This window comes from Gelidibacter sp., from assembly GCF_053579655.1.
The window spans coordinates 41,690-60,388 of sequence record NZ_JBMDWE010000021.1 but is presented as its reverse complement, the minus strand read 5'-3'; the positions used below and the strand labels follow the sequence as shown (position 1 = coordinate 60,388).

The following is an 18,699-nucleotide window of genomic DNA, read 5'->3' as shown; positions in this document are numbered from 1 at the left end:
TCAATAATTAACAAACTATGCAAAAGGAAACCCCATTTGAATTTCACGAAGACCAGCTAGGCGTCAAGACTAAGTTTATAGTCAAGGGCAAAACGGGTCATCCTGAAAGCTTAAAGCTGATAGTACCCCGCACTTTGCGCCATAGGCTCAATAGTGAAACTTGCACCGAGACAAGATTAAGAGAGGGTAATTGGGCTGGCGATAGTTTAGTCCTATTCTCCTCTTTATCCCGCGAGTGGAAGGATGCGCTAACCGACAAATTCGGTAAACCACAAGAAGAAATTAAAAAGAGCTGGTTCGCTGAGCACTTTGAAAAGGATCGTAACGCCTTTGATTTTTATGTAGGCCACCGATACGGCGATAAGAACGAAAAGAAATTAGACTTAGACCTGGTTAAAAAATACACGTTCAACGCTTCTGTTCTGAACACCGTGGTGTTAATGCGAAACAACCGCAAGGCATACGCTAAAGCGTTGGGCGGTGTATCCATTGATATATGGGATTCGCTATCAAAAGATGTGAACGCCTTCCGTGAGGTTGAGCATGATCTACCTGCTACACGTGACGGCCTGCGCTACAAGGTCAACAAATACACAAAAGCCTTAAAGCTTAATCAACACGAAGCTTATAAAACTGTAGTCTCTGGACGCTTGCAAAACAAGAACGCCAAAAAGGTTACTGAAAAGGAACAAATGGCCTTACTCGACGAACTGATCTCCAAGCACACCAACCTTGATAACGAAATCATCTGCACCTTCTACAACATTGTAGCTGAAAAGATGAATTGGAAAACCATCACTGCAATGACCGTTTCTAACCGTAAACAAAAGAAACAATTGGTTACGCATGCTGGGCGCAATGGCGTGAAGTCTCTTAAAAACACAAAGCTTATGCAGGTTAAGCGTTCCAAACCAAGCGCGCCAATGTTGTATTGGACAATGGACGGCTGGACGGCTGAGCTGCTTTATCAAACTACTGCAGTAAATAGTAAAGGTCAGAACGTGACCACCTATCATAACAGATTAACGGTTGTGGTTGTTTTAGACGCTCACAACAATTATCCAATTGGCTATGCGATTGGAACCCATGAAACCCCTGAACTGATCACAGCGGCACTTAAAAACGCAATGCAACATGCAAGAAGCTTGTTTGGTGAGTTCTATATGCCGTTTGAATTGCAGTCGGATAACTACTCCGTTAAAAAACTGAGACCGATCTACAGAGCTGTGACTCCTAATTTCTCCCCTGCATCCGTTGGAAATGCAAAGGCAAAGGTTATTGAGCCATATTTCAACAGGATCAATAAAAAGTATTGCAAGCTCATGAACAACTGGTCTGGTCACAACGTGGACAGCGGGTCCAAAAATCAGCCGAACACGGAATACATGGACAAAATCAAAAAGAACTATCCTGACCGTAACGGCTGTGCTTCACAAATTGAAAGCATTATTTCAACTGAGCGCAGTAAAACATTAGCAGAATACAAAACCAACTGGCTAAACACAAAGGAAGAGCATAAACAAGTCATGTCACACGAATCTTACCTGCTGACTTTTGGTACTACTACAGGCTACACTAACAGTCTTAAAGGCGAAGGTTTGATTATGACCATCGACGGTGTGAAACACTTTTACGACTGTTTTGATATCAATTTCAGACACAACGCACACTTAGAGTGGGCTATCCAATATGATGAAAATGATTTAAGTCAAGTGCTTGCAATTTCAACCGACGGCTCTGAACGCTTCATGTTAGAATCCAAATTTATCCAACCGATGGCACTTGCTGATCAAACTGATGCTGATATTATGGAATGGGAACGAATAAAAGACTTCAATAAAACAGCCGTCAACATGATCATTCACGAGCGTGCTGATAACGCTAAAATATTGGATCAGTTCCTTGAGCATCCTGAACTTAATGACACCATGGCTAAACATCTACTATCTGACAGCCTTGGACAACACAAAAACCACAAAAGTGCTGAACGCTTACAAGCTGCTAAAGCTGCTGTTAAGATTGAAGCGCGCCAAACGGTTAAAACTGAAAAAGCCAAAGCCAAAACCTTTGCCGATGAACAGTTAGAGTACTACAACGAGAAAGTAAATATTAATGATTTTATAGACGCCTAATTATGACTACAGATTTAAAAAGAACCATTGCCACAAAAACCGCTGAATACTTATCAGCTTCAAACCTCACTCAATCCGAGTTGAGCAATAAAGCTAACGTACCGAAAGAGTACATGTCTAACATCCTAAAGGAAAACAGCGACTTCACAGTGTCATCTTCAAATAACAAGATGGTTGTTATCGCCGATAAGTACTTTACCCGCTTAGCTGACTTCATAGGATTTCAGTTGGTTAAAAGCTATTGGAAAACACAGGCCACGCCACAATTGACCACCATCATTGCAACGCTTCAAGATGCTAAGGAGTTTGGAACTACTAACCTGATCATTGCTGAGACTGGTGCGGGCAAATCGCACACTATTGATTTGATCCAACGCAAGTTTCCTGCCGATACGTTTATTGTGAAAGTTGGAAGTACCGATAACCTATCTGATTTGATTGATAAGATTATTGATGTGCTGAAAATCACAACTGGAAAAACCAAATCTAAAAAGTTGCGCGATGTGGCTTCAAAGCTTCGCAGCCTTAAAGATGACGGCTTCAAACCTCAATTGATTTTTGACGAGGCCGAATATATGAAACAACCTGCGCTTTGTTCCATGAAGGAGCTGCACGACTACCTAAACCAATACTGTTCCATCGTTTTGGTTGGTACGGATCAGCTGACCAATAACCTCGATTCACTCCGCAGAAAAAACAAACCAGGCATCCCGCAATTTTACCGACGCATCAAATTTGGTATTCGCAAGCTGCCAACTATTGACCGCTCGTTTAAACTCTTTTTAAACGATGAATCAGCCGAGGTTAAAAAGTTCTTAAGAACCATTTGTGACAATTACGGAGAGCTGCATGATGTGCTGGTTCCTGTGCGTCGTGAAGCTGAGCGTACGGGCAATGAAATCAGTGAGCAATTTATAAGGACTGTTTTAAATCTTCCTAATTCCACAACCTTCTAAATCTGTTCATGAGCATACCACCTATACCAAACGAACTAACAACAAAAAGACCTAAATCCTCAAAACATGTCAAGAAGCCCTTAAAATTAAAACAAGTCCTAACCGTCGCCAACATTCAAAATCAAAAATTGAAGTATGTGAAGTTTAAGGACGACTGGCTGGACGCCTTTGGCAAACCACAAGACCGCGGGGTCTGGTTTGTTTGGGGCGGATCAGGAAGTGGGAAGAGCACCTTTGTAATGCAATTGGCCAAACAGTTTGCCAAAGGTTATAAAACGCTTTACAACTTATTGGAAGAGGAAACGGACGACTCTGATTATATCAACCGCACCATCCTCTGCCAAATGAACGACGTTCAGGACACCTTTTACACCGCTGGATATTCTTTTGAAGAGATCATGGCATTCCTGGACAAACGTGACCCGCCAAAAGTGATAGTGATTGATTCCATTACCTATATGATGAAAGACTGGAATCAGTATTTACAACTCAAGGAAAAATGCCGAAAGAACGGAATCATAGTAGTAATAGTTGGTCATGCTGAGGGAAAAGCCCCGCGAACCGAATTTGAAAAGTCAATCATGTATGATGCGAAAATGAAAATATTTATAACTGGCTATTTAGCCATCTGCAAAGGTCGAACCATCGGTAAGAATGGTGGTCGCTTAGTCGTTTGGCAGGAAGGTTACGAAAAATTAAGAGGCGCATCCGAATAACTAAACCAAACCATGAAAAAACAAGTATTAAGTATCCTACAAGTCAACAATGACCAATACGAGCAAATCGTGCTAGACCTTTATTTCAAATGGTGCCTTAGCAAATCAAAGAATGACAAAACATTGCAAAAGGTATTGACCTGTATCCCACTATTCAACTGGTGGTACAAGCAGCTGCAAAACCTTGAGCGCAAGTTTGTTTATGAAGGCATTGCATTTGTCAATCATATCAACCCTGAAACGGCCTTGGATTTTTACCACAGCACCACTAAGGACATTATGAAACTCTTTTCAAAACCATTAATCCAACACGCTTACAAGCAATAACCCAATTTTAATAAAAATCAAATTTCAACATGAGTACAGAAACACAAACATTAGACATTTCACAATTGTCAGCTGCAAACAGAGCTGCATTAATGGCGCAGTTAGAAGCCGAATCTAAAGCCGACAAAATTCAACAAAAGGAAGATCGTAAAGCTTACAAAGAACTCACGTATGAGTTTGTGGAGCGCAACATCGATTCCTTGATGCATCACAATGATATTACAGGTGTGATCATTGAAAAGCTTTTTAAAGATTACACGCCTATTGAGGATTTGAAAAAACAAGTGTACGGCAATGAACAACAGGATAGCCACACATCAACACTATCTGACGGCTCAGCAAGCATTACCATAGGACATAATGTAAGCATCAATTTTGATGGTACTGAAAGCTCAGGTGTTCAGAAAATCAGGGATTTCATTGCCTCCTTATCAGATGAAAGTGCCGACGCGAATACTAAGAAGCTTGTGAAAATGGTCGATACCTTTTTAAAGTTGAACCCAAAAACAGGCATGCTTAACCCAAGTAAGATTATTGAACTCAGCAAACTGCGCGACGAGTTTGACGATGCGCAGTTTGATGATGGTCTTGATATCATTTTCAATGCACAAATAAGAGTGCAGAACAGTATGTACGTAAGTGGTTGGTCAGTTCAGCAAGTGGCTGGCGTTCCAAAGAAATTAACCTTTAGATTCTCAGTATAACAATGGACAACACTAAAATTAAACACGTGTTTGGCTGGATTTTTACAGGCCACGTCATGGCAGGAATTGCGACCCTAATAGCAATGCTATGGTATATCAGTTTTTTCAATGGACTGAAAGTCATTATAACCCTCTTTTTAACCATGATTTTAGCATACATACTTACTGAAATGCTATTAGATGAAGACAACGAAGACTAATGGTTATAGACATTCAGCAATTCAACGATAACGAACTGTTTGTAAATGACAAGCAGGTTATAAAAGATATGAACGGCAATTGGATCGCTAAAATAGAGCTGACCCCATCCGAAGTAAAAGCCATACAGTGGCACGTTAGAGACAAATCATCAGAAATATTAAAACCAAACGCAGAATGAAAACACTATTAAAACTAATCATCGGCACTTACTTACTGTTAATAGTTGGCGCGCTAGGCATTGCAATGTTTCAAGTGTGGAATTTTGAAAGCGCAATATCACGGTTGTCCATAGTGCTTTATATAATGCTACTCATTGCATTATGTGTCATCTCGGTCATTATGGATCGAAAGAATATAAAAAAATAATCAACCCAAAGCACTGCCAATAATACTGGCAGTGCTTTTAAAACTTCCCAAATCATGCAAACCGCCATCCACCTACTCAGCATCATTACTATAGCCTTCGGATTTTCCGTAGTGCTTTATATCACAATTAAATCACAATTAAACCATGAATAATACAAAAACAGCACCCTACGTGCTTTGGTCATTTTATGACAAGATCAATGTGCAGCACCGATACATCCTTAGCCTGTGCATTCAATACGGATGGTCAAAACTTCATAAAGTAACAGGTCAAGAAGTAGCCGATCTTGGCGCGCTTGACAAATGGTTAAGAGGTACCCACAAAAGCGGACAATCGCCAATTAAGAAACCGTTGCAGGATATGGATCATAAAGAACTATCAAAGGTTATCTCAGCATTGGAAAGTATGACCTTAAAAAAACATAGCAATGCATAGAACCTCTTCAAAATTAACCAGCTTAGAACTGGAAGGTCTTAACAAAAGAACGCTCAGAGATTTAAACCTGATTACCCGATTCTATTATGACGTAATCAGTTGTGAGAATGCTAGAGGTATCATTAAAAAACCAACACCACTCCAATTCTATGAGTTTATCAAACGAAATGAAGCAGTTCCTAAAACAAAAAAACTGCGCACATATAAATCAGAGTGATATCGTAGTCGTGGCTAATGCAACCGTCGAAACGATCAAGACCCATTGCCACGACTGCGACACTATTACTAATATTAGAACCGAATGCTAAAATGACAAACCATTATACCATTGAGGTCATCAAGACCCAAACCTTTTTTAAGGTCACGTACCGAGATAACAAGTTCAGAAAGATTGAGCATTTAAGAGGTCAACTTGATGGTCCGATGTTGCTCCAATTAGGGCGCATCATTCCACGACTGGAAGCTAATGTGTTCGCTTATTCAAGTCTCCATGAATCCAATGTCAACTACACGCTCATTACTCAAGTTAAAAGCCAGTTCACGCTGTTTAAAGATGCGTGGGAAAGCTTTTATGAAGCCTTCTACCAATTGCCGCCCAAGTTTACGGGCGCAGAGGGTAACGCGCTTAAAGGCATCATAACCCATTTAACGCGCATCGGCAAAAGCGAAACTGAAGCGTTGGCACTTTGGCAAATAATTCTCCAAAAATGGCATACCCTAAGTGACTTCCACCAACAGAATGCCGATTTAAAGTATATCAATTCCAAACTAAACATCATTCTCAATGCAATCAAACAACAAAACAACACCTACGCTTCTGGCACTAACCGAGGTGTCGAATTATAGAAACACCGACGTTGTAAAGCATTATGGCAATATGAACATGCATGTGGCCATAAATAGTAAAAGTCCGGGCGTTGGCTTAATGACCAAAGTTGAAGGTGGCGAAGCGCGGGTAATTACCTGTATCAGTAATATGTTCATTGGCACGTCCATGTATTTTGATAAAGTCATGCCACAACGTCAAGCCGATGTCATTGCTGAGGAAATCCTCGCAAAGCTTGAATACCGAAGCTTAAAGCTGGAGGACATCTTAGCGATATGTATTGAAATCAAGGAAGGCGACACGTTTAGATTAACAGCAGTATTGCGCTACGTAAAAAACTATGCTGAACGTCGGGAAGCCTTAGCCATTAAAAATAGCATCCAAAACGCTCAGGATATGAAAGGCAATTTTGACAACAATTATGACGAGCGTGTTAAGAAAACAGTGCGAACCATTGCAAAAAGCAAAAGCGAGATTATCCGAACTAACGACGCTGTCAAACAATTCTATAAATAATGATGACACAATCTACATTATTAAGTAAGTGCTGCAATGCACGTACTTACTACAAAACACAATTAGTAAAAAAACGCTTGGTGCAATTGAATAAAGTGTTCGTTTGCCGTTGCTGTGGATCACTTTGTAAAACTAAAAAACAACTATAATTATGGAAATGGAAACATTGAAAAAAGCCATTGCAATCAAAAAGGATATTGATGCAGCCGAGTTTGATTATGTGACGGTAGAACGTCTTTACGCAAAAATACCAGATTTAACACCTGCTGAACTTGACCAGGTGTTTGTGCTAGCCCATAGCAATACTAGGTTTGTGATTGATCAATTAAAAATAAAACTAAAACAACTGTAGTCAACGATACTAATAACCTTAAACAAAATAACCATGTCACAACCAAAATTTAAAATCAAAGTAAATAAAGACGGCACTATAGATGCAACCCTACTTGGTAGTCTTCCAGACCTTATATGTGCCTTAGTAGATGTGATGGATCAAAATGATGCCGTCAGAGTATTAGTCCAAGCCGCTAACGATTTTTATAAAGATAACGCCTAATGCAAACAAAACTCCAATCCCTAATTGAAGTCGCTACCAGTACAGTTATTGGCTTCATCGTTTCGCTCATTGCTACCTTTGCGATATTTCCCATTTTGGACATTGCCAGTACGCCAATTAAGAATTTCAAGGTTACTGTGTTCTTTACCGCCGTTAGTATTCTTAGAAGCTATATTATAAGGCGTTGGTTCAATAAGCCAACAGCAGAACCAAAGTCAATAGATAAAACCGAATGGATGCACTGCTTTGAATGCGAGATAGAAATGCCAATCAAAGAAAAGGACGGCGATGTCTTCTGTTCCAACTGTGGATTGATCCATAGAAACTTTTATTAAATAGCATTTAAATGCAGGATAAACACGATTAAGACTTAAATAGACAACAATCATGGAATACTTTTCAGAAGTAAAATTAAGTAATAACAGCATCGCCCAAATAGTATATGGAAAAGGGCTACACTTTTTTAACGCCCTGTCCAAATCAAACGGAGATTCAGGATTAATGATTAAACATCTTATTTTAGAATTGGTCATTATAGATAAATCTCCATTAACAGAGTCTAAGCTGAATCAAATGGGAATTAAAGATGTCTCCTATTTATCTGAGGTCATTGGATTGCTTCTTTCAGATAAGTATAGAAATGGGGTGTAGAATGAAAGTACATGACAACCTCAAAAGCCTTTTGGAAAATTACACCGCTGAATATCTTGACGCGGTATTTACAAGAGTTGACCTGAACGAGTGGCGGGAGAATTACGCTAAATGCAATACGTTAAAACAAACCAAGTAATTAAATCACATAGAGCTGCTATGCCAATAATTATTAGCAGCTCTTTTACAAAACTTAAAGCCTTTTTAAACATCATTTAAAAGTACGTATATTTGATTAACAATCTACAATCATAAATTCACAGCCATGAAAAGAATACTACTCACATTATCACTCCTATTCACTTTATCAATAACCGCTCAAGACGGTTATAATCTTACAGATGAAGCTTACCAAGCAATCAATAACAAGGTCAATAAGCTTGACAGTATTAATGCTAGGAATTATGCAGATATCATTGCAAACTCTTCACTTATCAGCTATGAGCATTATAAAACTAAAACTCGTCCTAAATCAAACTCCGCTTCATATTATTACATTCAATCTGAACTAACCACAGAAGAGCGTCAGGAGCAACTGTCAAACGGTTGTAGCAAATGCGTTACTGTTAATTTCTCATTATATGGAGATTCATATAGTTTTCAGGAGGTTTATGGTTCATTTGAATATTTGTTTGACATTTGGAAAAGTCAATTTCTTGATTCTTCAACAGCTGACAATATAGAGAGCTTTAAATATCGTACTGTTCAAAATAAAGCGATAGGTGTTGATGTAAGAATGTCAAACGCAAATGGAAATTGGAACATTTATAATTGGTCAAACTAATGCAGGAAATAAAAAAAGGAAGTCATATCACAATTACTAAAGACTTTGTATTGGGTTTGAACAACCGAATTGGAGAGTCTGTATTTAAATTGTGTGAGCATGGGTATCATGCTGATGAAATACTTGTAGCTGTTCCTGATTGGCTTCTTAGGGTTATGATGACCATGCCTTATTACGCAAGTTTCCGTGATCTTTACGAAGTGTTTGATGGATCAAAAACAAAATGGCTTGGATGTCAACTTGTAAGTGGGTACAGGAATGAAATCGCAATCTATCACAAAGACATGCCATTTGAAGCTCCTGAACTCATTCAAATTATACAAATAGAACAAAGCACTCAATGAGTGCTTTTTTTATGCTCAATTTTTTCACTTGCAATATTCAATATAATTACTATTTTTGTCTATATGACAAGATGTCAGCGACAAGCCCACGGTACTAAAAAGAACAAACTCCTACGTTATCAGATTATCCTCGATTATTACAACAGTGTAAAAACCGAAGATATCCCTGTTACTGTGGTGCATCGTAATTATATCTATCCTAAATTTTTCATTAGCCGTAAAACCTTGTATGAGATATTAGGCACGCCAGTAGTCAAACAACTCAAGGAAATACAAGCTATAGAAGACAGTCAACTTTCAATGTTTTAAACGGTGGTTGAGCTTGTCGAAATCAAACATTAGTCATCCCTAAACTGTACGTTACCGTATATTCCTGCACACCATCATCCCGCTTAGTGCGTTGCATTCCTGTACGTATCAATTTGCCTGTTATGGCGGTCGGGTTCCAGCCGTGCAATAGCTCGTGAATGTCCTGAGTTAATTTCCAAATACTAAACGCCTGGTCTCTTTGGGTGCTTGGCGCACGTCCACTGCTATTGGTCAGTTTAAGATTGGCGACGGTTATGGATATCATGGTATCGGCCGTTTGTCTATTCACAGGGTTTGCAGTTCTATCCTTACCAATGTTTGCAAAACCCGCATTACTGATATCAATTAATACGCAAGGCCATTGCACAGGGAAGTTTGGACTAAAATAGTCCAATTGCCCCCAATCTTCATCAACGTATTTTGCCTTGTTGGACGCTTGTATTTTGGCTATAATGCTGTTGAGCGTATCTTCCATAATCAGGGTTTCAGTTTTTTAATAATTGCTTTGTTCACTTCGTTGAGATTGTGGTTCACTATCTTTTTTATTTTCACATCTACCTGTGGATGCCAGCCAATAAACTGCCGTTGTTTAATCTCCATAGTCGCACCTACTTTCATTAGTGCCATAGCCTTCCATTTTTCAGCCTCAGCACTTAGTTTAGTGTTGCGTTGGGTTTTGGCAGCCGATTTTGTTTTGACGCTATACAGAACTGCTCCTGCAGCTTTATAATGCATCGCCCAAAAAAAGCTTTTCATTTTGGCAGTTACTACAATTTCGCCACCTTCATTGTGCGTGCTGGCATAGGGTAAATTACTGCTCCAGTTAATTGAGCCGTTGCGTTGGTTGCTTTTAATACTTCGCCGTAATCGTCCTGTTCGCAATAATAAAGAGCCGCGGCTATTGGCGTGTTTGGTGTCAGGCCATTTCTTGTTAAAAAAAGACTTGCTTTCAAAGTTGCGGTCAAAGGCGTCGGTCAAATCAACTCCGACATCTTTAATGATATTTTTTAGTAGTTCGCTAAACATGGCTATTTGCGTTTTGGTTTTTTGACGGCTTCATTGGCACCAGCAACTTTACTATAAGGATGCTCAGGCGGAAAAACAACCTTTTGTTTCCCTGCATTAAACCTAAATATCTGCAACTTGTTTTTGTTGTTTTTGCCTATCTCGGTAGTGGCCGTGTCGCCTAAATCATTGGCTATTTTACTATCGCTGACTTCATTGTCCCTGGCTAAAACTTCAACCGTGGTACAACGGCAACGCCAGCCGTTAGGTGGGAAATACTTATCCCAAAACACGTCCGCTTTTGGTAAGGTAATGTCATGCAACAATTGGTGTGAAGCTCTTACACGCTCATCATTTGCGGTTCGATATTGCAATAAGTATCTATCACTATCACTAAACTTATCATAACGTTCTGCCATTTGCACTGATCCTACGGCGAAGTCATACTCAGCTTCTAAATAATTCTCGTTGTAATTAGCTTTAACCTGTTTTGCATCATTGCTGAATTGCGTGAAGGACTTGATGACTTTCTTATCGGTCATCAATAAGCGCGACGCTTCAAAGAGTTGCGCGTGTGATTTTAGACTTGAAAAGTAAAACACATCTTCCTCCAAACTCTTGAGCATTTTTGGCGATAAATCATTATCCTTAAAAACACGTGATATAACGCTGTTGGTCTCGAAAATCAAATCCTGATACTCGGGAGTTTCTGCTAAGTCTTCGGGTTTATAACCTTTATTGTCATACAGTTTTTTAAACGCAGTTTCAACCGTCTTTAAAAGCTTTTTAAATCGTGGATTTATGGCCAGTCCTAAACTCTCGGGTACATGGTTACAATCGTCACAGGTGCAACTGTACAATTCATCTAAGCGGCCATTTAAAGCCCTGAAGTAGGATTCAGGGCTTAGGCGAAAAAATCGGCACCAAGGTTTAGGTTGTTCATCATCGGTTGGGCGCGTTTGCCTTCAATTTCCAATCCAAACTTCTCCTTCATCCATTCGGTTTTCATTTCATAATACGGCAAGGCTTCGCTGGTCATCTTCCAAAGTTCCTGTAAGTCCTCAGCCTTGTCATAAGCATAGGTTAATTCGCCTTTCAGGAATCCCAATTTAACCAGGGCAGGAATAACCTTGGTATTCCACTCGCGTTCGAGTAATCCAAGATCACTATCTACAAGCGTTTGTAACATGTCCTGCCCACTCTCATCTTTACTACGGCTGCCGTTTTTGGTGTCCTGACCAATCACAGCACCTGTAAACAATAAAGACAATTCATTGTTACATAGGTTAATCAAACTGATATACACCTCGCCTGTGCCATTGTTGGCGTTAGCCCATTCAAACACTTCGCTTTCATCAATGATAAACCACGAGGCTGAACCCATGTCCGTCATCATCTGTTCCGCACGTGCTACAGCTGATGGGTCTTGCGTGTTGGTTTTCATAACCCTTGGCGGGATGCCTGCAATCTCACAGTATTCACTATAGCAGCTTTGGGCAAAGCGTTTAAATAAAACGTGTGGTACCGCTGCGTTAAATAGGCCGTAATCGTTCTTTTCGCCAAACTCTAATAACCAGGTTCCGTATTCTGCAGTATCTCTATAAAAGATTTTTTTATCCTCGGTATAGTCTGGATAGATGACACCGTTTGTTGGATCAATATTCGTGCGTGGAATCAACTCAACGCCTAGTTGGTCATTCTCATTAATAGCGAATTCAATTAAGGAATAGCCATAGTATTTACTATCGAGAATATGACGGTTAATGTCATTGACAAAATTGGCATTATTGATAAATGCCGTTTGGTCGGTATCGATATCGCCGTTGGGCTTTTTCAAAATGATATGTTGCGCCAGTCCTTTTAGTTGGCGGTTATTATATTGCGAAGTCACAAGGGCATCCAGCTTAATCTCATTAAACAATTGTTGGATGGCGTGCCACTTCGGATTGTCTTCAAGATTGGTCAACTGTAAGCCTCTGTTCCAGGATTGAATATCCTGACGTGTCCGTGCCACATGTTTTTTTACAATGGTAGGCGATAGCTTTGGGGCTTTGACGTTGGTTTTGACGTTCGCCAATTGTATGTTCTTTCTTTTACGTGCCATAATTACTCGTGGTTAAATTTTTTGCGTGACCCGAAGCTGAACGGCTTGTGTTGGTTTGCTGATTCCTCAGGGTCTAAAGTTGGTAAAGTGCTTAAATTCACTTCGCCATTGGCTAATTGTTTAAGCCAGCCAATAGTACGGTCGTAGCGTTCCTTGGCCTGCTCATAGATGATGTCGGCATTACACAAATCAACAATCCACCATTTGGCAATCGTGACGGTGTGTTTCACAATTAACTTATTGCGTGCATCATCTTGAGCGGATAAAATAGCGTCCACGTCATAGCGCAGTCGCCCATCTATCCACTCGCGTTTATTGTTGCCCGATAGGTAACTTCTTACTTCTTCCTCAGCGGCTGCCATGGCGATATCCGTAATGGTCTCGTTGCCCTCGGTTATTTGTTCTATTAGGTATCCATACATGGTGCTGCCTAAATCTTCTTCCTTTAAAAACATATTTAATAGCGTCTTGAATTGATTGATCCGAATTTATAAGTGGTGGTTTTTGAAACCTCCCTATTTTGAATAAGCCAGCAACCGCCCTCAAGCGCATCGGGGCCATCCATAACCGTTGCTTTTTCTGATACTCCAATCATTTGATCGTGCATACGGATCATGTGCGGATTCTCCTTTTCCTTAATATTGAAAATCAGATTGCCCAAACGATTGAGTGGTTCCAGCGTGCCTTCAATCCTGAAAAACTTATCAGGCTTTTTGCGCGTGTCTGGCGTAATTGGTAAAGTGAACCCGTAGGTTGCTGCCTTTTGATAGATCAATGGTAAAATGACCTGTTCATAATGTGGATTTTGCAGGGAGTTGTTTTCGATGGATACTCTAACGGTGTCCACCTTTTGTTCCTTCACCCATAAATAAGATTCATACAACCAGTCTACAAACTTTGCGTTGCTGGTCTGTTCTACCCAACATTTGTATAAGTAGCGTTTACGCCCTTTTGAACCCACCACGACTACTGATTTGTGCGACGCTTGTTTATTGCGTCCACGGTCTTTGTTTGAGGTGGATGGATCGGCATAAATAACCACCTGATCACAAGTGCGCAATAGTGGCACTTTGTCATAGATCAAATCTTTGAACGTGTCGCCTTCACTTATTGGGTTGTTGAAATATTCTTTTTGTTGGGCACTCCATGAAATCTTTGATAAAACCCGATCAATAAGTTCTTCAGTATTTTTTGCTGGCCATGTGCTTTTACCGTCCTTATCTCTAATGTTGATAATATCATGATTATCGGCTTTTTTAGCCATTTCGGTAATGCAACAATACTTTGCAATGATGTTACCCGCTGCCAACCATAATAAAGGCACTGAGGTTGATCGTGTAGGATATAGTGCCTCCTCAATCCATTTGATTTTATCAGTAATACGGTCAGGATTTCGACATTCTTCATCGGTATCAATATCATCAATGAGAATGACATCGGGGCGTTTAGCATCGTTACGAGTTCCACGCGGAGATTGTCCAGCTCCAAGAGCTCTAAAGGTTGCGCCTTTTTTGGTTATAAATTCGGCCGCTTCCCAATTTCCAATGCTTTGTTGGATGCCGTAATCATTAATAATACGGTTGTTACTTTCTAAAATAGCCTTGTATGGCAATAGTAAGCGTTTGGCGTTATCAAGATTGTTTGAAACCAATAACACGTTGCTTTTTCTTAATGTCAAGACTAAGTATAAAACTACCATCATAATACTGACCGACTTTGCTAACTCCCTCGCCCACGATATGACATCGTAATACTCAGGGTTTTTAATGATGCGGTTGGTAAACTTGATGTGAAAAGGCGCAAAATCTGACGTACAGTAATTGGGGAAATAATACTTTTCCCATTGCTTAGGATTGGCTTCTAAGTTTGCAATACGCTTCTGCTTTTCGGCTGGCGTTTCATTTAAATCAATCGGTGTTGCCTTTGCCGAATTGTCTCTATATTGCTTCCAGAGGGCTAAGTACTTTTTATCTTCAGCTTTGCTCATTAGCTCAGTTTTGAATTAATGAACATGTCAAAAACAGGAATCAACCTTTGATAAAGTTCAAAGTCCATAGGTTTAGCAAATTCCAATAATGAAGTGCCTACCTCAAATATTTCTGCAATTGAAGTTTCCGTCTCCAGGCGTTTGATGGATGTGGTTAAAATCGCAATGGTGTTTGACTCTTGAGCCGTTGCAACTTTAATGTCGCGCGTCTTTATATCGTTAATTAGCCATTCAATTTGATCGTATAAGTCGCTGATTACATTTTGACGTGTAATCATCAAGGATTTACGAAGCTTTTCCCAACCGCCTTTTTTAATCCAATTACTAACCGTGTTTGGTCGAACCTCTGCACGTTCAGCAATTTCCTTAATTGTAAGTTTCTGAGACTTATCTGTAAATAACATCTTAGCATACTCCTCGGCAGCCTTTTTCTTTAATCCCATTTTTAACACTTGTTTCAAGCAAAAGTGCCATTATTTGACCCTTAAATGAAAAACCTGAAACCCTCTGTTACATGAGTGTAACCCTTATTAACATTAGTGTTACCGCTGTTCTCAACTTTTTGCACCCCGCTTTTATAAAGTCAATATTTGTCCTCTGACTTAGTCAACAATAACAAAACAATTATGAAGTAAGATGTCAAAAAAGCCCTTCATCTTCAATGATGAACAAACCACTAACAGTTACGGATTCTCTATCCCTACATCTGGCATTAGCTTAAAACGGTTCAAGAAGAATCCAGTAATGCTTGACTCCCATAATAACAGTACGCAGGGCGTATTGGGAAAATGGGTGAATGTCAAGGCAGACAAAGGCTTGCTTTCTGGTGAACCCTTATTTGATAGTGAGGATAGTAACGTAACTGTTATTGAGGGCAAAGTTGAGCGTGGTTTTATCAGTTCCTGTAGTATGGGAATTGTCTTCAATCGTGAAGACTTAAAACTGATTGCTGGTAAACTGATCTTAGAAAAATGTGAGCTTTATGAAGTCTCCATTGTTGCAGTTCCAAGCAATGCCAATTCTATCCGTCTGTATATGGATGGTTCTAAAACGCCACTATCTGATCAGGAAGCACAAACGCTTTGCTTATCTGTATTACCAGTTGACTTTGAAGAAGTACCGAACACACCGAAAAAACCCGAAATAAATATGAAAATTACATTAACTGTATTAGCTGCTTTAGCATTAGGCTTTAAAGCTGATGAATTAGAGCACGAAGGCGCAGAGTTGAGCGCAAAGATTGTTGAGTTGGAAGCACAGCGTAACGCGGCTACATTAAAGCTATCAGCAATCACACAAGCCCAAGAAGAGGCAAAGATTGAGGCTATTAAAAACAAGGTGAAACTTGCCATTAAAGCCAATCCGTCTTTAGCTCCAAAAGAGCAAGACTTTGTCAACTTAGGTATTGCCAACGAATCTTTATTGGATTCGACATTAGAGGCCTTCCCAGTGAAAGCTTCATTAGCTGCACAGATTTTAAACACTGGTGGAGCGTCAGAGGTTAAAACCGCTGAGGACTTTCAAAAGTTGTCTTTGGAGGCACAATTGAAATTCAAAGCTGAAACCCCAGAGGCTTATCAAGCATTATTCACCCCAAAAAACTAAATAAAAGATGCCAGCAAATTTCCCAGAAATATGGTTAGGTCGAATCATTGAACACCTAACTAATGCAGACATGGCTACCTTCCTTGAAGGTATTCCAGAAATTGCCGCCGATGTAACGCAAATCAACGCGGGTACATTGACCGAGCAAAACAAAATCTACGTTCCTACTACAGAGTTTGAAGTAGATGTATTGATCAACAATACAACTTACCCAATTGCAGTACAGGAGTACGAAGATGGAACCATCGAAATCACTTTAGACAAATTGCAGACTAAAGTGACAAGCGTTTCTGATGATGCTGTTATGGGTGCGTCTTATGACAAAATTGACCAAGTGACGAAGTCGCACATCCGTGCTATGCTAGTTGCGAAGTTTCAAAAGGCGTTGCACAGCATTGCTCCAGCGGGCGACACGCCAAACACGCCTGTGTTAGTTGTAACTGGTGGTGCTGATGCACAAACAGATTCAACTGGCCGTTTGATCCTTACTTATGAGGATTTAGTTGCAGCCAAAAGACGTTGCAAAGGTTTTGGACAATGCCGTTTGGTGTTGACCAACGATCACTGGAACGACCTACTATTGGATCGTAAAAACTTCGGTAATCAACTCGTTGATTATGCTAAAGGGAAACCAAACCCTGTTGTAGCAGGTTTTGAAATACATACCTACGAAGGGGAATTCCCAAAGTACACAGCTTTAGGTGTTAAAAAGCCATACGGAGCGATCCTTGAGTCTGGCGATACTGAAGGTTCAGTAATCTTCGTAAAAGAAGCGATTGGCAAAAAGACTGGCGTAACACGTCAATATTTTGACAAGCCAACGGCGCGAGGCCAAGCCAACGAATTGGCATATAGACACTACTATATAGCAGTGCCTTATATGGCTCGTAAAATTGGAGCAATCAGATAAGCAATCCCCAAATCTAACTGTAAGGCTACTGCGTGTAGCAGTAGCCTTCTTTTTTACTTATGCAAGAACTATCCCCATACCTCATTCCACTAGTTACCGCTTTAATTGCGTGGTTTGGAAGTCGCGCCAAAACAAAGCGCGAATTGAAGTCCATGGAACTGGACAACGAGATCAAAACCTCTTCTTATTATCAAGGTGTACTTGATGATATGTCGATGAGATTGGCGCAAGCCGTGAAAGAAATCATGGCATTAGAGGATAGATACAGGCAACTGATGGTCATGAACTCTGAATTATTGATAGAGATGAAGAAACTGAAAGATTCCAACTCTGATCTGATTGAAGAAATACGAAAGTTTAAACAGCTAAACGGCAAAGAAAAATGAGTTTAAGAATTAAAATAGAGCGTTACGATCACGGTAAAAAACAAACCTTGGGCAGACTCTTTGTTCTTGATGGAAAACGTGTTGTTTACACTTGTCATACGCTTGAATTGCCTTGGAAGAATAACCAGTTTCAAGTAAGCTGCATTCCTGAAGGCACGTATAAAGTAGTGCGACGTAACAGTGCAAGATTCAAAAACCATTTTCATTTGACCAACGTGCCTGACCGATCATTGATATTGATCCATGCAGGCAATTATTACACCGACATTCTCGGTTGCATCCTAGTCGGAAAAGGACTAGCAGACCTAAATAAGGACGGTTTAAAAGACGTCACAAGTAGCAAGGCTACACTTACAGATTTATTGGCACTTATGCCCTCCAACTTTGAAATAGAAATAGTAGCATGTTAAGGCTCCTTTTATATATAATGTTATTTACCGTTTTGGCAGGATGCCGATCGGTTAAGCCATCGACGGAAACCATTCACACGGTTAAAGACAGCTCGTGGACAGAAGTCAAGTATCATAAAAAAGATACTACCATCACGATACCAGGTGCCGTGAGTTTTATCACGTTGCCATTTTCGGAATTAACGGATATCCCAGTTAAGAAAACAATAGGCCATAGCACCATTAGCCTAAAACGCTCAGGCGATAATATTGAGGCCGTTTGTGAATGTGTCGCATATAAACAGCGCATAACCTACTTGGAAAAGGAAACGACCATGTTACGGCAACTTTTGGACTTACAAAAACAGCTTACAACCAAACCCTATCCTTATGTGCCATGGTACATTAAAATGTTGGCTTGGATTGGTGGGATTTGCCTTGGATACTTTGCCTTTGGGATTGCCAAAAAACTCATTTTAAAATAACAAA

At 40.0% G+C, this 18,699-nt stretch carries 31 protein-coding genes; 24 read left to right on the top strand and 7 right to left on the bottom strand.

The window, feature by feature from the left end:
- Positions 1–17: 17 nt before the first annotated feature.
- The 19 genes from ACOH2D_RS11780 to ACOH2D_RS11690 all read left to right on the top strand — a co-directional run bounded on the left by ACOH2D_RS11780 (position 18) and on the right by ACOH2D_RS11690 (position 9,824).
- On the top strand, positions 18–2,132 hold the full coding sequence (locus ACOH2D_RS11780; protein ID WP_449535358.1) for a hypothetical protein: 2,115 nt from the start codon (positions 18–20) through the stop codon (positions 2,130–2,132).
- A gap of 2 nt (positions 2,133–2,134) precedes the next feature.
- Complete coding sequence (locus ACOH2D_RS11775) at positions 2,135–3,088, top strand: AAA family ATPase (RefSeq protein ID WP_449535357.1); 954 nt, start codon at positions 2,135–2,137, stop codon at positions 3,086–3,088.
- Between the two features lie 8 nt (positions 3,089–3,096).
- Positions 3,097–3,804 (top strand): AAA family ATPase, encoded by a 708-nt coding sequence (locus ACOH2D_RS11770; protein ID WP_449535356.1) that lies wholly within the window; start codon positions 3,097–3,099, stop codon positions 3,802–3,804.
- Between the two features lie 12 nt (positions 3,805–3,816).
- Positions 3,817–4,131 (top strand): hypothetical protein, encoded by a 315-nt coding sequence (locus ACOH2D_RS11765; RefSeq protein WP_449535355.1) that lies wholly within the window; start codon positions 3,817–3,819, stop codon positions 4,129–4,131.
- A gap of 29 nt (positions 4,132–4,160) precedes the next feature.
- The gene (locus ACOH2D_RS11760) at positions 4,161–4,835 is read left to right on the top strand and encodes a hypothetical protein (protein WP_449535354.1); all 675 of its coding nucleotides are present in this window, start codon (positions 4,161–4,163) and stop codon (positions 4,833–4,835) included.
- Positions 4,836–4,837: 2 nt separating this feature from the next.
- Positions 4,838–5,035, top strand: a complete 198-nt coding sequence (locus ACOH2D_RS11755; protein ID WP_449535353.1) for a hypothetical protein — start codon at positions 4,838–4,840, stop codon at positions 5,033–5,035.
- Complete coding sequence (locus ACOH2D_RS11750; RefSeq protein ID WP_449535352.1) at positions 5,035–5,214, top strand: hypothetical protein; 180 nt, start codon at positions 5,035–5,037, stop codon at positions 5,212–5,214. Before ACOH2D_RS11755 ends, ACOH2D_RS11750 begins: the two co-directional genes overlap by 1 nt.
- A gap of 333 nt (positions 5,215–5,547) precedes the next feature.
- Positions 5,548–5,838: a hypothetical protein gene (locus ACOH2D_RS11745; protein ID WP_449535351.1), complete on the top strand. Its 291-nt coding sequence runs from the start codon at positions 5,548–5,550 to the stop codon at positions 5,836–5,838.
- Entirely contained in the window at positions 5,831–6,055 is a 225-nt protein-coding gene (locus ACOH2D_RS11740; RefSeq protein ID WP_449535350.1) for a hypothetical protein, read from the top strand. The genes ACOH2D_RS11745 and ACOH2D_RS11740 overlap by 8 nt, the downstream gene beginning before the upstream one ends.
- Before the next feature lie 92 nt (positions 6,056–6,147).
- The gene (locus ACOH2D_RS11735; protein WP_449535349.1) at positions 6,148–6,684 is read left to right on the top strand and encodes a hypothetical protein; all 537 of its coding nucleotides are present in this window, start codon (positions 6,148–6,150) and stop codon (positions 6,682–6,684) included.
- Positions 6,623–7,180, top strand: coding sequence for a hypothetical protein (locus ACOH2D_RS11730; RefSeq protein WP_449535348.1), 558 nt, complete (start codon positions 6,623–6,625; stop codon positions 7,178–7,180). The genes ACOH2D_RS11735 and ACOH2D_RS11730 overlap by 62 nt, the downstream gene beginning before the upstream one ends.
- A gap of 151 nt (positions 7,181–7,331) precedes the next feature.
- The gene (locus tag ACOH2D_RS11725) at positions 7,332–7,532 is read left to right on the top strand and encodes a hypothetical protein (RefSeq protein WP_449535347.1); all 201 of its coding nucleotides are present in this window, start codon (positions 7,332–7,334) and stop codon (positions 7,530–7,532) included.
- 33 nt (positions 7,533–7,565) lie between these two features.
- Positions 7,566–7,736, top strand: a complete 171-nt coding sequence (locus tag ACOH2D_RS11720) for a hypothetical protein (protein WP_449535346.1) — start codon at positions 7,566–7,568, stop codon at positions 7,734–7,736.
- Positions 7,736–8,071 (top strand): DUF7220 family protein, encoded by a 336-nt coding sequence (locus ACOH2D_RS11715; protein ID WP_449535345.1) that lies wholly within the window; start codon positions 7,736–7,738, stop codon positions 8,069–8,071. The genes ACOH2D_RS11720 and ACOH2D_RS11715 overlap by 1 nt, the downstream gene beginning before the upstream one ends.
- 52 nt (positions 8,072–8,123) lie before the next feature.
- Positions 8,124–8,387 (top strand): hypothetical protein, encoded by a 264-nt coding sequence (locus ACOH2D_RS11710; RefSeq protein WP_449535344.1) that lies wholly within the window; start codon positions 8,124–8,126, stop codon positions 8,385–8,387.
- 1 nt (position 8,388) lies between these two features.
- Positions 8,389–8,526 (top strand): hypothetical protein, encoded by a 138-nt coding sequence (locus tag ACOH2D_RS11705; protein WP_449535343.1) that lies wholly within the window; start codon positions 8,389–8,391, stop codon positions 8,524–8,526.
- 126 nt (positions 8,527–8,652) lie between these two features.
- The gene (locus ACOH2D_RS11700) at positions 8,653–9,171 is read left to right on the top strand and encodes a hypothetical protein (RefSeq protein ID WP_449535342.1); all 519 of its coding nucleotides are present in this window, start codon (positions 8,653–8,655) and stop codon (positions 9,169–9,171) included.
- Entirely contained in the window at positions 9,171–9,515 is a 345-nt protein-coding gene (locus ACOH2D_RS11695; RefSeq protein ID WP_449535341.1) for a hypothetical protein, read from the top strand. The genes ACOH2D_RS11700 and ACOH2D_RS11695 overlap by 1 nt, the downstream gene beginning before the upstream one ends.
- Before the next feature lie 63 nt (positions 9,516–9,578).
- Complete coding sequence (locus ACOH2D_RS11690) at positions 9,579–9,824, top strand: hypothetical protein (protein ID WP_449535340.1); 246 nt, start codon at positions 9,579–9,581, stop codon at positions 9,822–9,824.
- Positions 9,825–9,846: 22 nt separating this feature from the next.
- Here the strand turns inward: ACOH2D_RS11690 and ACOH2D_RS11685 are convergent, their stop codons facing one another.
- Genes ACOH2D_RS11685 through ACOH2D_RS11655 form a run of 7 tightly spaced genes read right to left on the bottom strand, consistent with a single transcriptional unit; the run spans position 9,847 to position 15,363 of the window.
- Positions 9,847–10,299, bottom strand: a complete 453-nt coding sequence (locus tag ACOH2D_RS11685; RefSeq protein WP_449535339.1) for a hypothetical protein — start codon at positions 10,297–10,299, stop codon at positions 9,847–9,849.
- A 2-nt stretch (positions 10,300–10,301) separates the two neighbouring features.
- The gene (locus ACOH2D_RS11680; protein WP_449535338.1) at positions 10,302–10,850 is read right to left on the bottom strand and encodes a hypothetical protein; all 549 of its coding nucleotides are present in this window, start codon (positions 10,848–10,850) and stop codon (positions 10,302–10,304) included.
- Positions 10,851–10,852: 2 nt separating this feature from the next.
- On the bottom strand, positions 10,853–11,689 hold the full coding sequence (locus ACOH2D_RS11675) for a phage head morphogenesis protein (protein ID WP_449535337.1): 837 nt from the start codon (positions 11,687–11,689) through the stop codon (positions 10,853–10,855).
- A gap of 44 nt (positions 11,690–11,733) precedes the next feature.
- A complete protein-coding gene (locus ACOH2D_RS11670; RefSeq protein ID WP_449535336.1) occupies positions 11,734–12,933 on the bottom strand; it encodes a phage portal protein family protein in 1,200 nt (399 codons plus the stop codon).
- A gap of 2 nt (positions 12,934–12,935) precedes the next feature.
- Positions 12,936–13,388, bottom strand: coding sequence for a phage protein Gp36 family protein (locus ACOH2D_RS11665; protein WP_449535335.1), 453 nt, complete (start codon positions 13,386–13,388; stop codon positions 12,936–12,938).
- Between the two features lie 2 nt (positions 13,389–13,390).
- Entirely contained in the window at positions 13,391–14,920 is a 1,530-nt protein-coding gene (locus tag ACOH2D_RS11660) for a hypothetical protein (protein ID WP_449535334.1), read from the bottom strand.
- Positions 14,920–15,363 (bottom strand): hypothetical protein, encoded by a 444-nt coding sequence (locus tag ACOH2D_RS11655; RefSeq protein WP_449535333.1) that lies wholly within the window; start codon positions 15,361–15,363, stop codon positions 14,920–14,922. Before ACOH2D_RS11655 ends, ACOH2D_RS11660 begins: the two co-directional genes overlap by 1 nt.
- Before the next feature lie 193 nt (positions 15,364–15,556).
- Between ACOH2D_RS11655 and ACOH2D_RS11650 the strand changes: the two genes are divergently transcribed.
- Genes ACOH2D_RS11650 through ACOH2D_RS11630 form a run of 5 tightly spaced genes read left to right on the top strand, consistent with a single transcriptional unit; the run spans position 15,557 to position 18,695 of the window.
- Positions 15,557–16,525, top strand: a complete 969-nt coding sequence (locus tag ACOH2D_RS11650; protein WP_449535332.1) for an HK97 family phage prohead protease — start codon at positions 15,557–15,559, stop codon at positions 16,523–16,525.
- A 7-nt stretch (positions 16,526–16,532) separates the two neighbouring features.
- Positions 16,533–17,435, top strand: a complete 903-nt coding sequence (locus tag ACOH2D_RS11645; RefSeq protein ID WP_449535331.1) for a phage major capsid protein — start codon at positions 16,533–16,535, stop codon at positions 17,433–17,435.
- Positions 17,436–17,494: 59 nt separating this feature from the next.
- Positions 17,495–17,821 carry a hypothetical protein gene (locus ACOH2D_RS11640; protein ID WP_449535330.1) on the top strand — a complete coding sequence of 109 codons (327 nt, stop codon included), beginning with the start codon at positions 17,495–17,497 and terminating at the stop codon, positions 17,819–17,821.
- Entirely contained in the window at positions 17,818–18,231 is a 414-nt protein-coding gene (locus ACOH2D_RS11635) for a DUF5675 family protein (RefSeq protein ID WP_449535329.1), read from the top strand. The genes ACOH2D_RS11640 and ACOH2D_RS11635 overlap by 4 nt, the downstream gene beginning before the upstream one ends.
- On the top strand, positions 18,225–18,695 hold the full coding sequence (locus ACOH2D_RS11630) for a hypothetical protein (RefSeq protein ID WP_449535328.1): 471 nt from the start codon (positions 18,225–18,227) through the stop codon (positions 18,693–18,695). The genes ACOH2D_RS11635 and ACOH2D_RS11630 overlap by 7 nt, the downstream gene beginning before the upstream one ends.
- The last annotated feature ends 4 nt before the right edge of the window (positions 18,696–18,699 follow it).

Coding starts and splice junctions, on each gene's coding strand:
- ACOH2D_RS11780 (WP_449535358.1), top strand. CDS start 18: ATGCAAAAGGAAACCCCATTTGAATTTCACGAAGACCAGCTAGGCGTC.
- ACOH2D_RS11775 (WP_449535357.1), top strand. CDS start 2,135: ATGACTACAGATTTAAAAAGAACCATTGCCACAAAAACCGCTGAATAC.
- ACOH2D_RS11770 (WP_449535356.1), top strand. CDS start 3,097: ATGAGCATACCACCTATACCAAACGAACTAACAACAAAAAGACCTAAA.
- ACOH2D_RS11765 (WP_449535355.1), top strand. CDS start 3,817: ATGAAAAAACAAGTATTAAGTATCCTACAAGTCAACAATGACCAATAC.
- ACOH2D_RS11760 (WP_449535354.1), top strand. CDS start 4,161: ATGAGTACAGAAACACAAACATTAGACATTTCACAATTGTCAGCTGCA.
- ACOH2D_RS11755 (WP_449535353.1), top strand. CDS start 4,838: ATGGACAACACTAAAATTAAACACGTGTTTGGCTGGATTTTTACAGGC.
- ACOH2D_RS11750 (WP_449535352.1), top strand. CDS start 5,035: ATGGTTATAGACATTCAGCAATTCAACGATAACGAACTGTTTGTAAAT.
- ACOH2D_RS11745 (WP_449535351.1), top strand. CDS start 5,548: ATGAATAATACAAAAACAGCACCCTACGTGCTTTGGTCATTTTATGAC.
- ACOH2D_RS11740 (WP_449535350.1), top strand. CDS start 5,831: ATGCATAGAACCTCTTCAAAATTAACCAGCTTAGAACTGGAAGGTCTT.
- ACOH2D_RS11735 (WP_449535349.1), top strand. CDS start 6,148: ATGACAAACCATTATACCATTGAGGTCATCAAGACCCAAACCTTTTTT.
- ACOH2D_RS11730 (WP_449535348.1), top strand. CDS start 6,623: ATGCAATCAAACAACAAAACAACACCTACGCTTCTGGCACTAACCGAG.
- ACOH2D_RS11725 (WP_449535347.1), top strand. CDS start 7,332: ATGGAAATGGAAACATTGAAAAAAGCCATTGCAATCAAAAAGGATATT.
- ACOH2D_RS11720 (WP_449535346.1), top strand. CDS start 7,566: ATGTCACAACCAAAATTTAAAATCAAAGTAAATAAAGACGGCACTATA.
- ACOH2D_RS11715 (WP_449535345.1), top strand. CDS start 7,736: ATGCAAACAAAACTCCAATCCCTAATTGAAGTCGCTACCAGTACAGTT.
- ACOH2D_RS11710 (WP_449535344.1), top strand. CDS start 8,124: ATGGAATACTTTTCAGAAGTAAAATTAAGTAATAACAGCATCGCCCAA.
- ACOH2D_RS11705 (WP_449535343.1), top strand. CDS start 8,389: ATGAAAGTACATGACAACCTCAAAAGCCTTTTGGAAAATTACACCGCT.
- ACOH2D_RS11700 (WP_449535342.1), top strand. CDS start 8,653: ATGAAAAGAATACTACTCACATTATCACTCCTATTCACTTTATCAATA.
- ACOH2D_RS11695 (WP_449535341.1), top strand. CDS start 9,171: ATGCAGGAAATAAAAAAAGGAAGTCATATCACAATTACTAAAGACTTT.
- ACOH2D_RS11690 (WP_449535340.1), top strand. CDS start 9,579: ATGACAAGATGTCAGCGACAAGCCCACGGTACTAAAAAGAACAAACTC.
- ACOH2D_RS11685 (WP_449535339.1), bottom strand. CDS start 10,299: ATGGAAGATACGCTCAACAGCATTATAGCCAAAATACAAGCGTCCAAC.
- ACOH2D_RS11680 (WP_449535338.1), bottom strand. CDS start 10,850: ATGTTTAGCGAACTACTAAAAAATATCATTAAAGATGTCGGAGTTGAT.
- ACOH2D_RS11670 (WP_449535336.1), bottom strand. CDS start 12,933: ATGGCACGTAAAAGAAAGAACATACAATTGGCGAACGTCAAAACCAAC.
- ACOH2D_RS11665 (WP_449535335.1), bottom strand. CDS start 13,388: ATGTTTTTAAAGGAAGAAGATTTAGGCAGCACCATGTATGGATACCTA.
- ACOH2D_RS11660 (WP_449535334.1), bottom strand. CDS start 14,920: ATGAGCAAAGCTGAAGATAAAAAGTACTTAGCCCTCTGGAAGCAATAT.
- ACOH2D_RS11655 (WP_449535333.1), bottom strand. CDS start 15,363: ATGGGATTAAAGAAAAAGGCTGCCGAGGAGTATGCTAAGATGTTATTT.
- ACOH2D_RS11650 (WP_449535332.1), top strand. CDS start 15,557: ATGTCAAAAAAGCCCTTCATCTTCAATGATGAACAAACCACTAACAGT.
- ACOH2D_RS11645 (WP_449535331.1), top strand. CDS start 16,533: ATGCCAGCAAATTTCCCAGAAATATGGTTAGGTCGAATCATTGAACAC.
- ACOH2D_RS11640 (WP_449535330.1), top strand. CDS start 17,495: ATGCAAGAACTATCCCCATACCTCATTCCACTAGTTACCGCTTTAATT.
- ACOH2D_RS11635 (WP_449535329.1), top strand. CDS start 17,818: ATGAGTTTAAGAATTAAAATAGAGCGTTACGATCACGGTAAAAAACAA.
- ACOH2D_RS11630 (WP_449535328.1), top strand. CDS start 18,225: ATGTTAAGGCTCCTTTTATATATAATGTTATTTACCGTTTTGGCAGGA.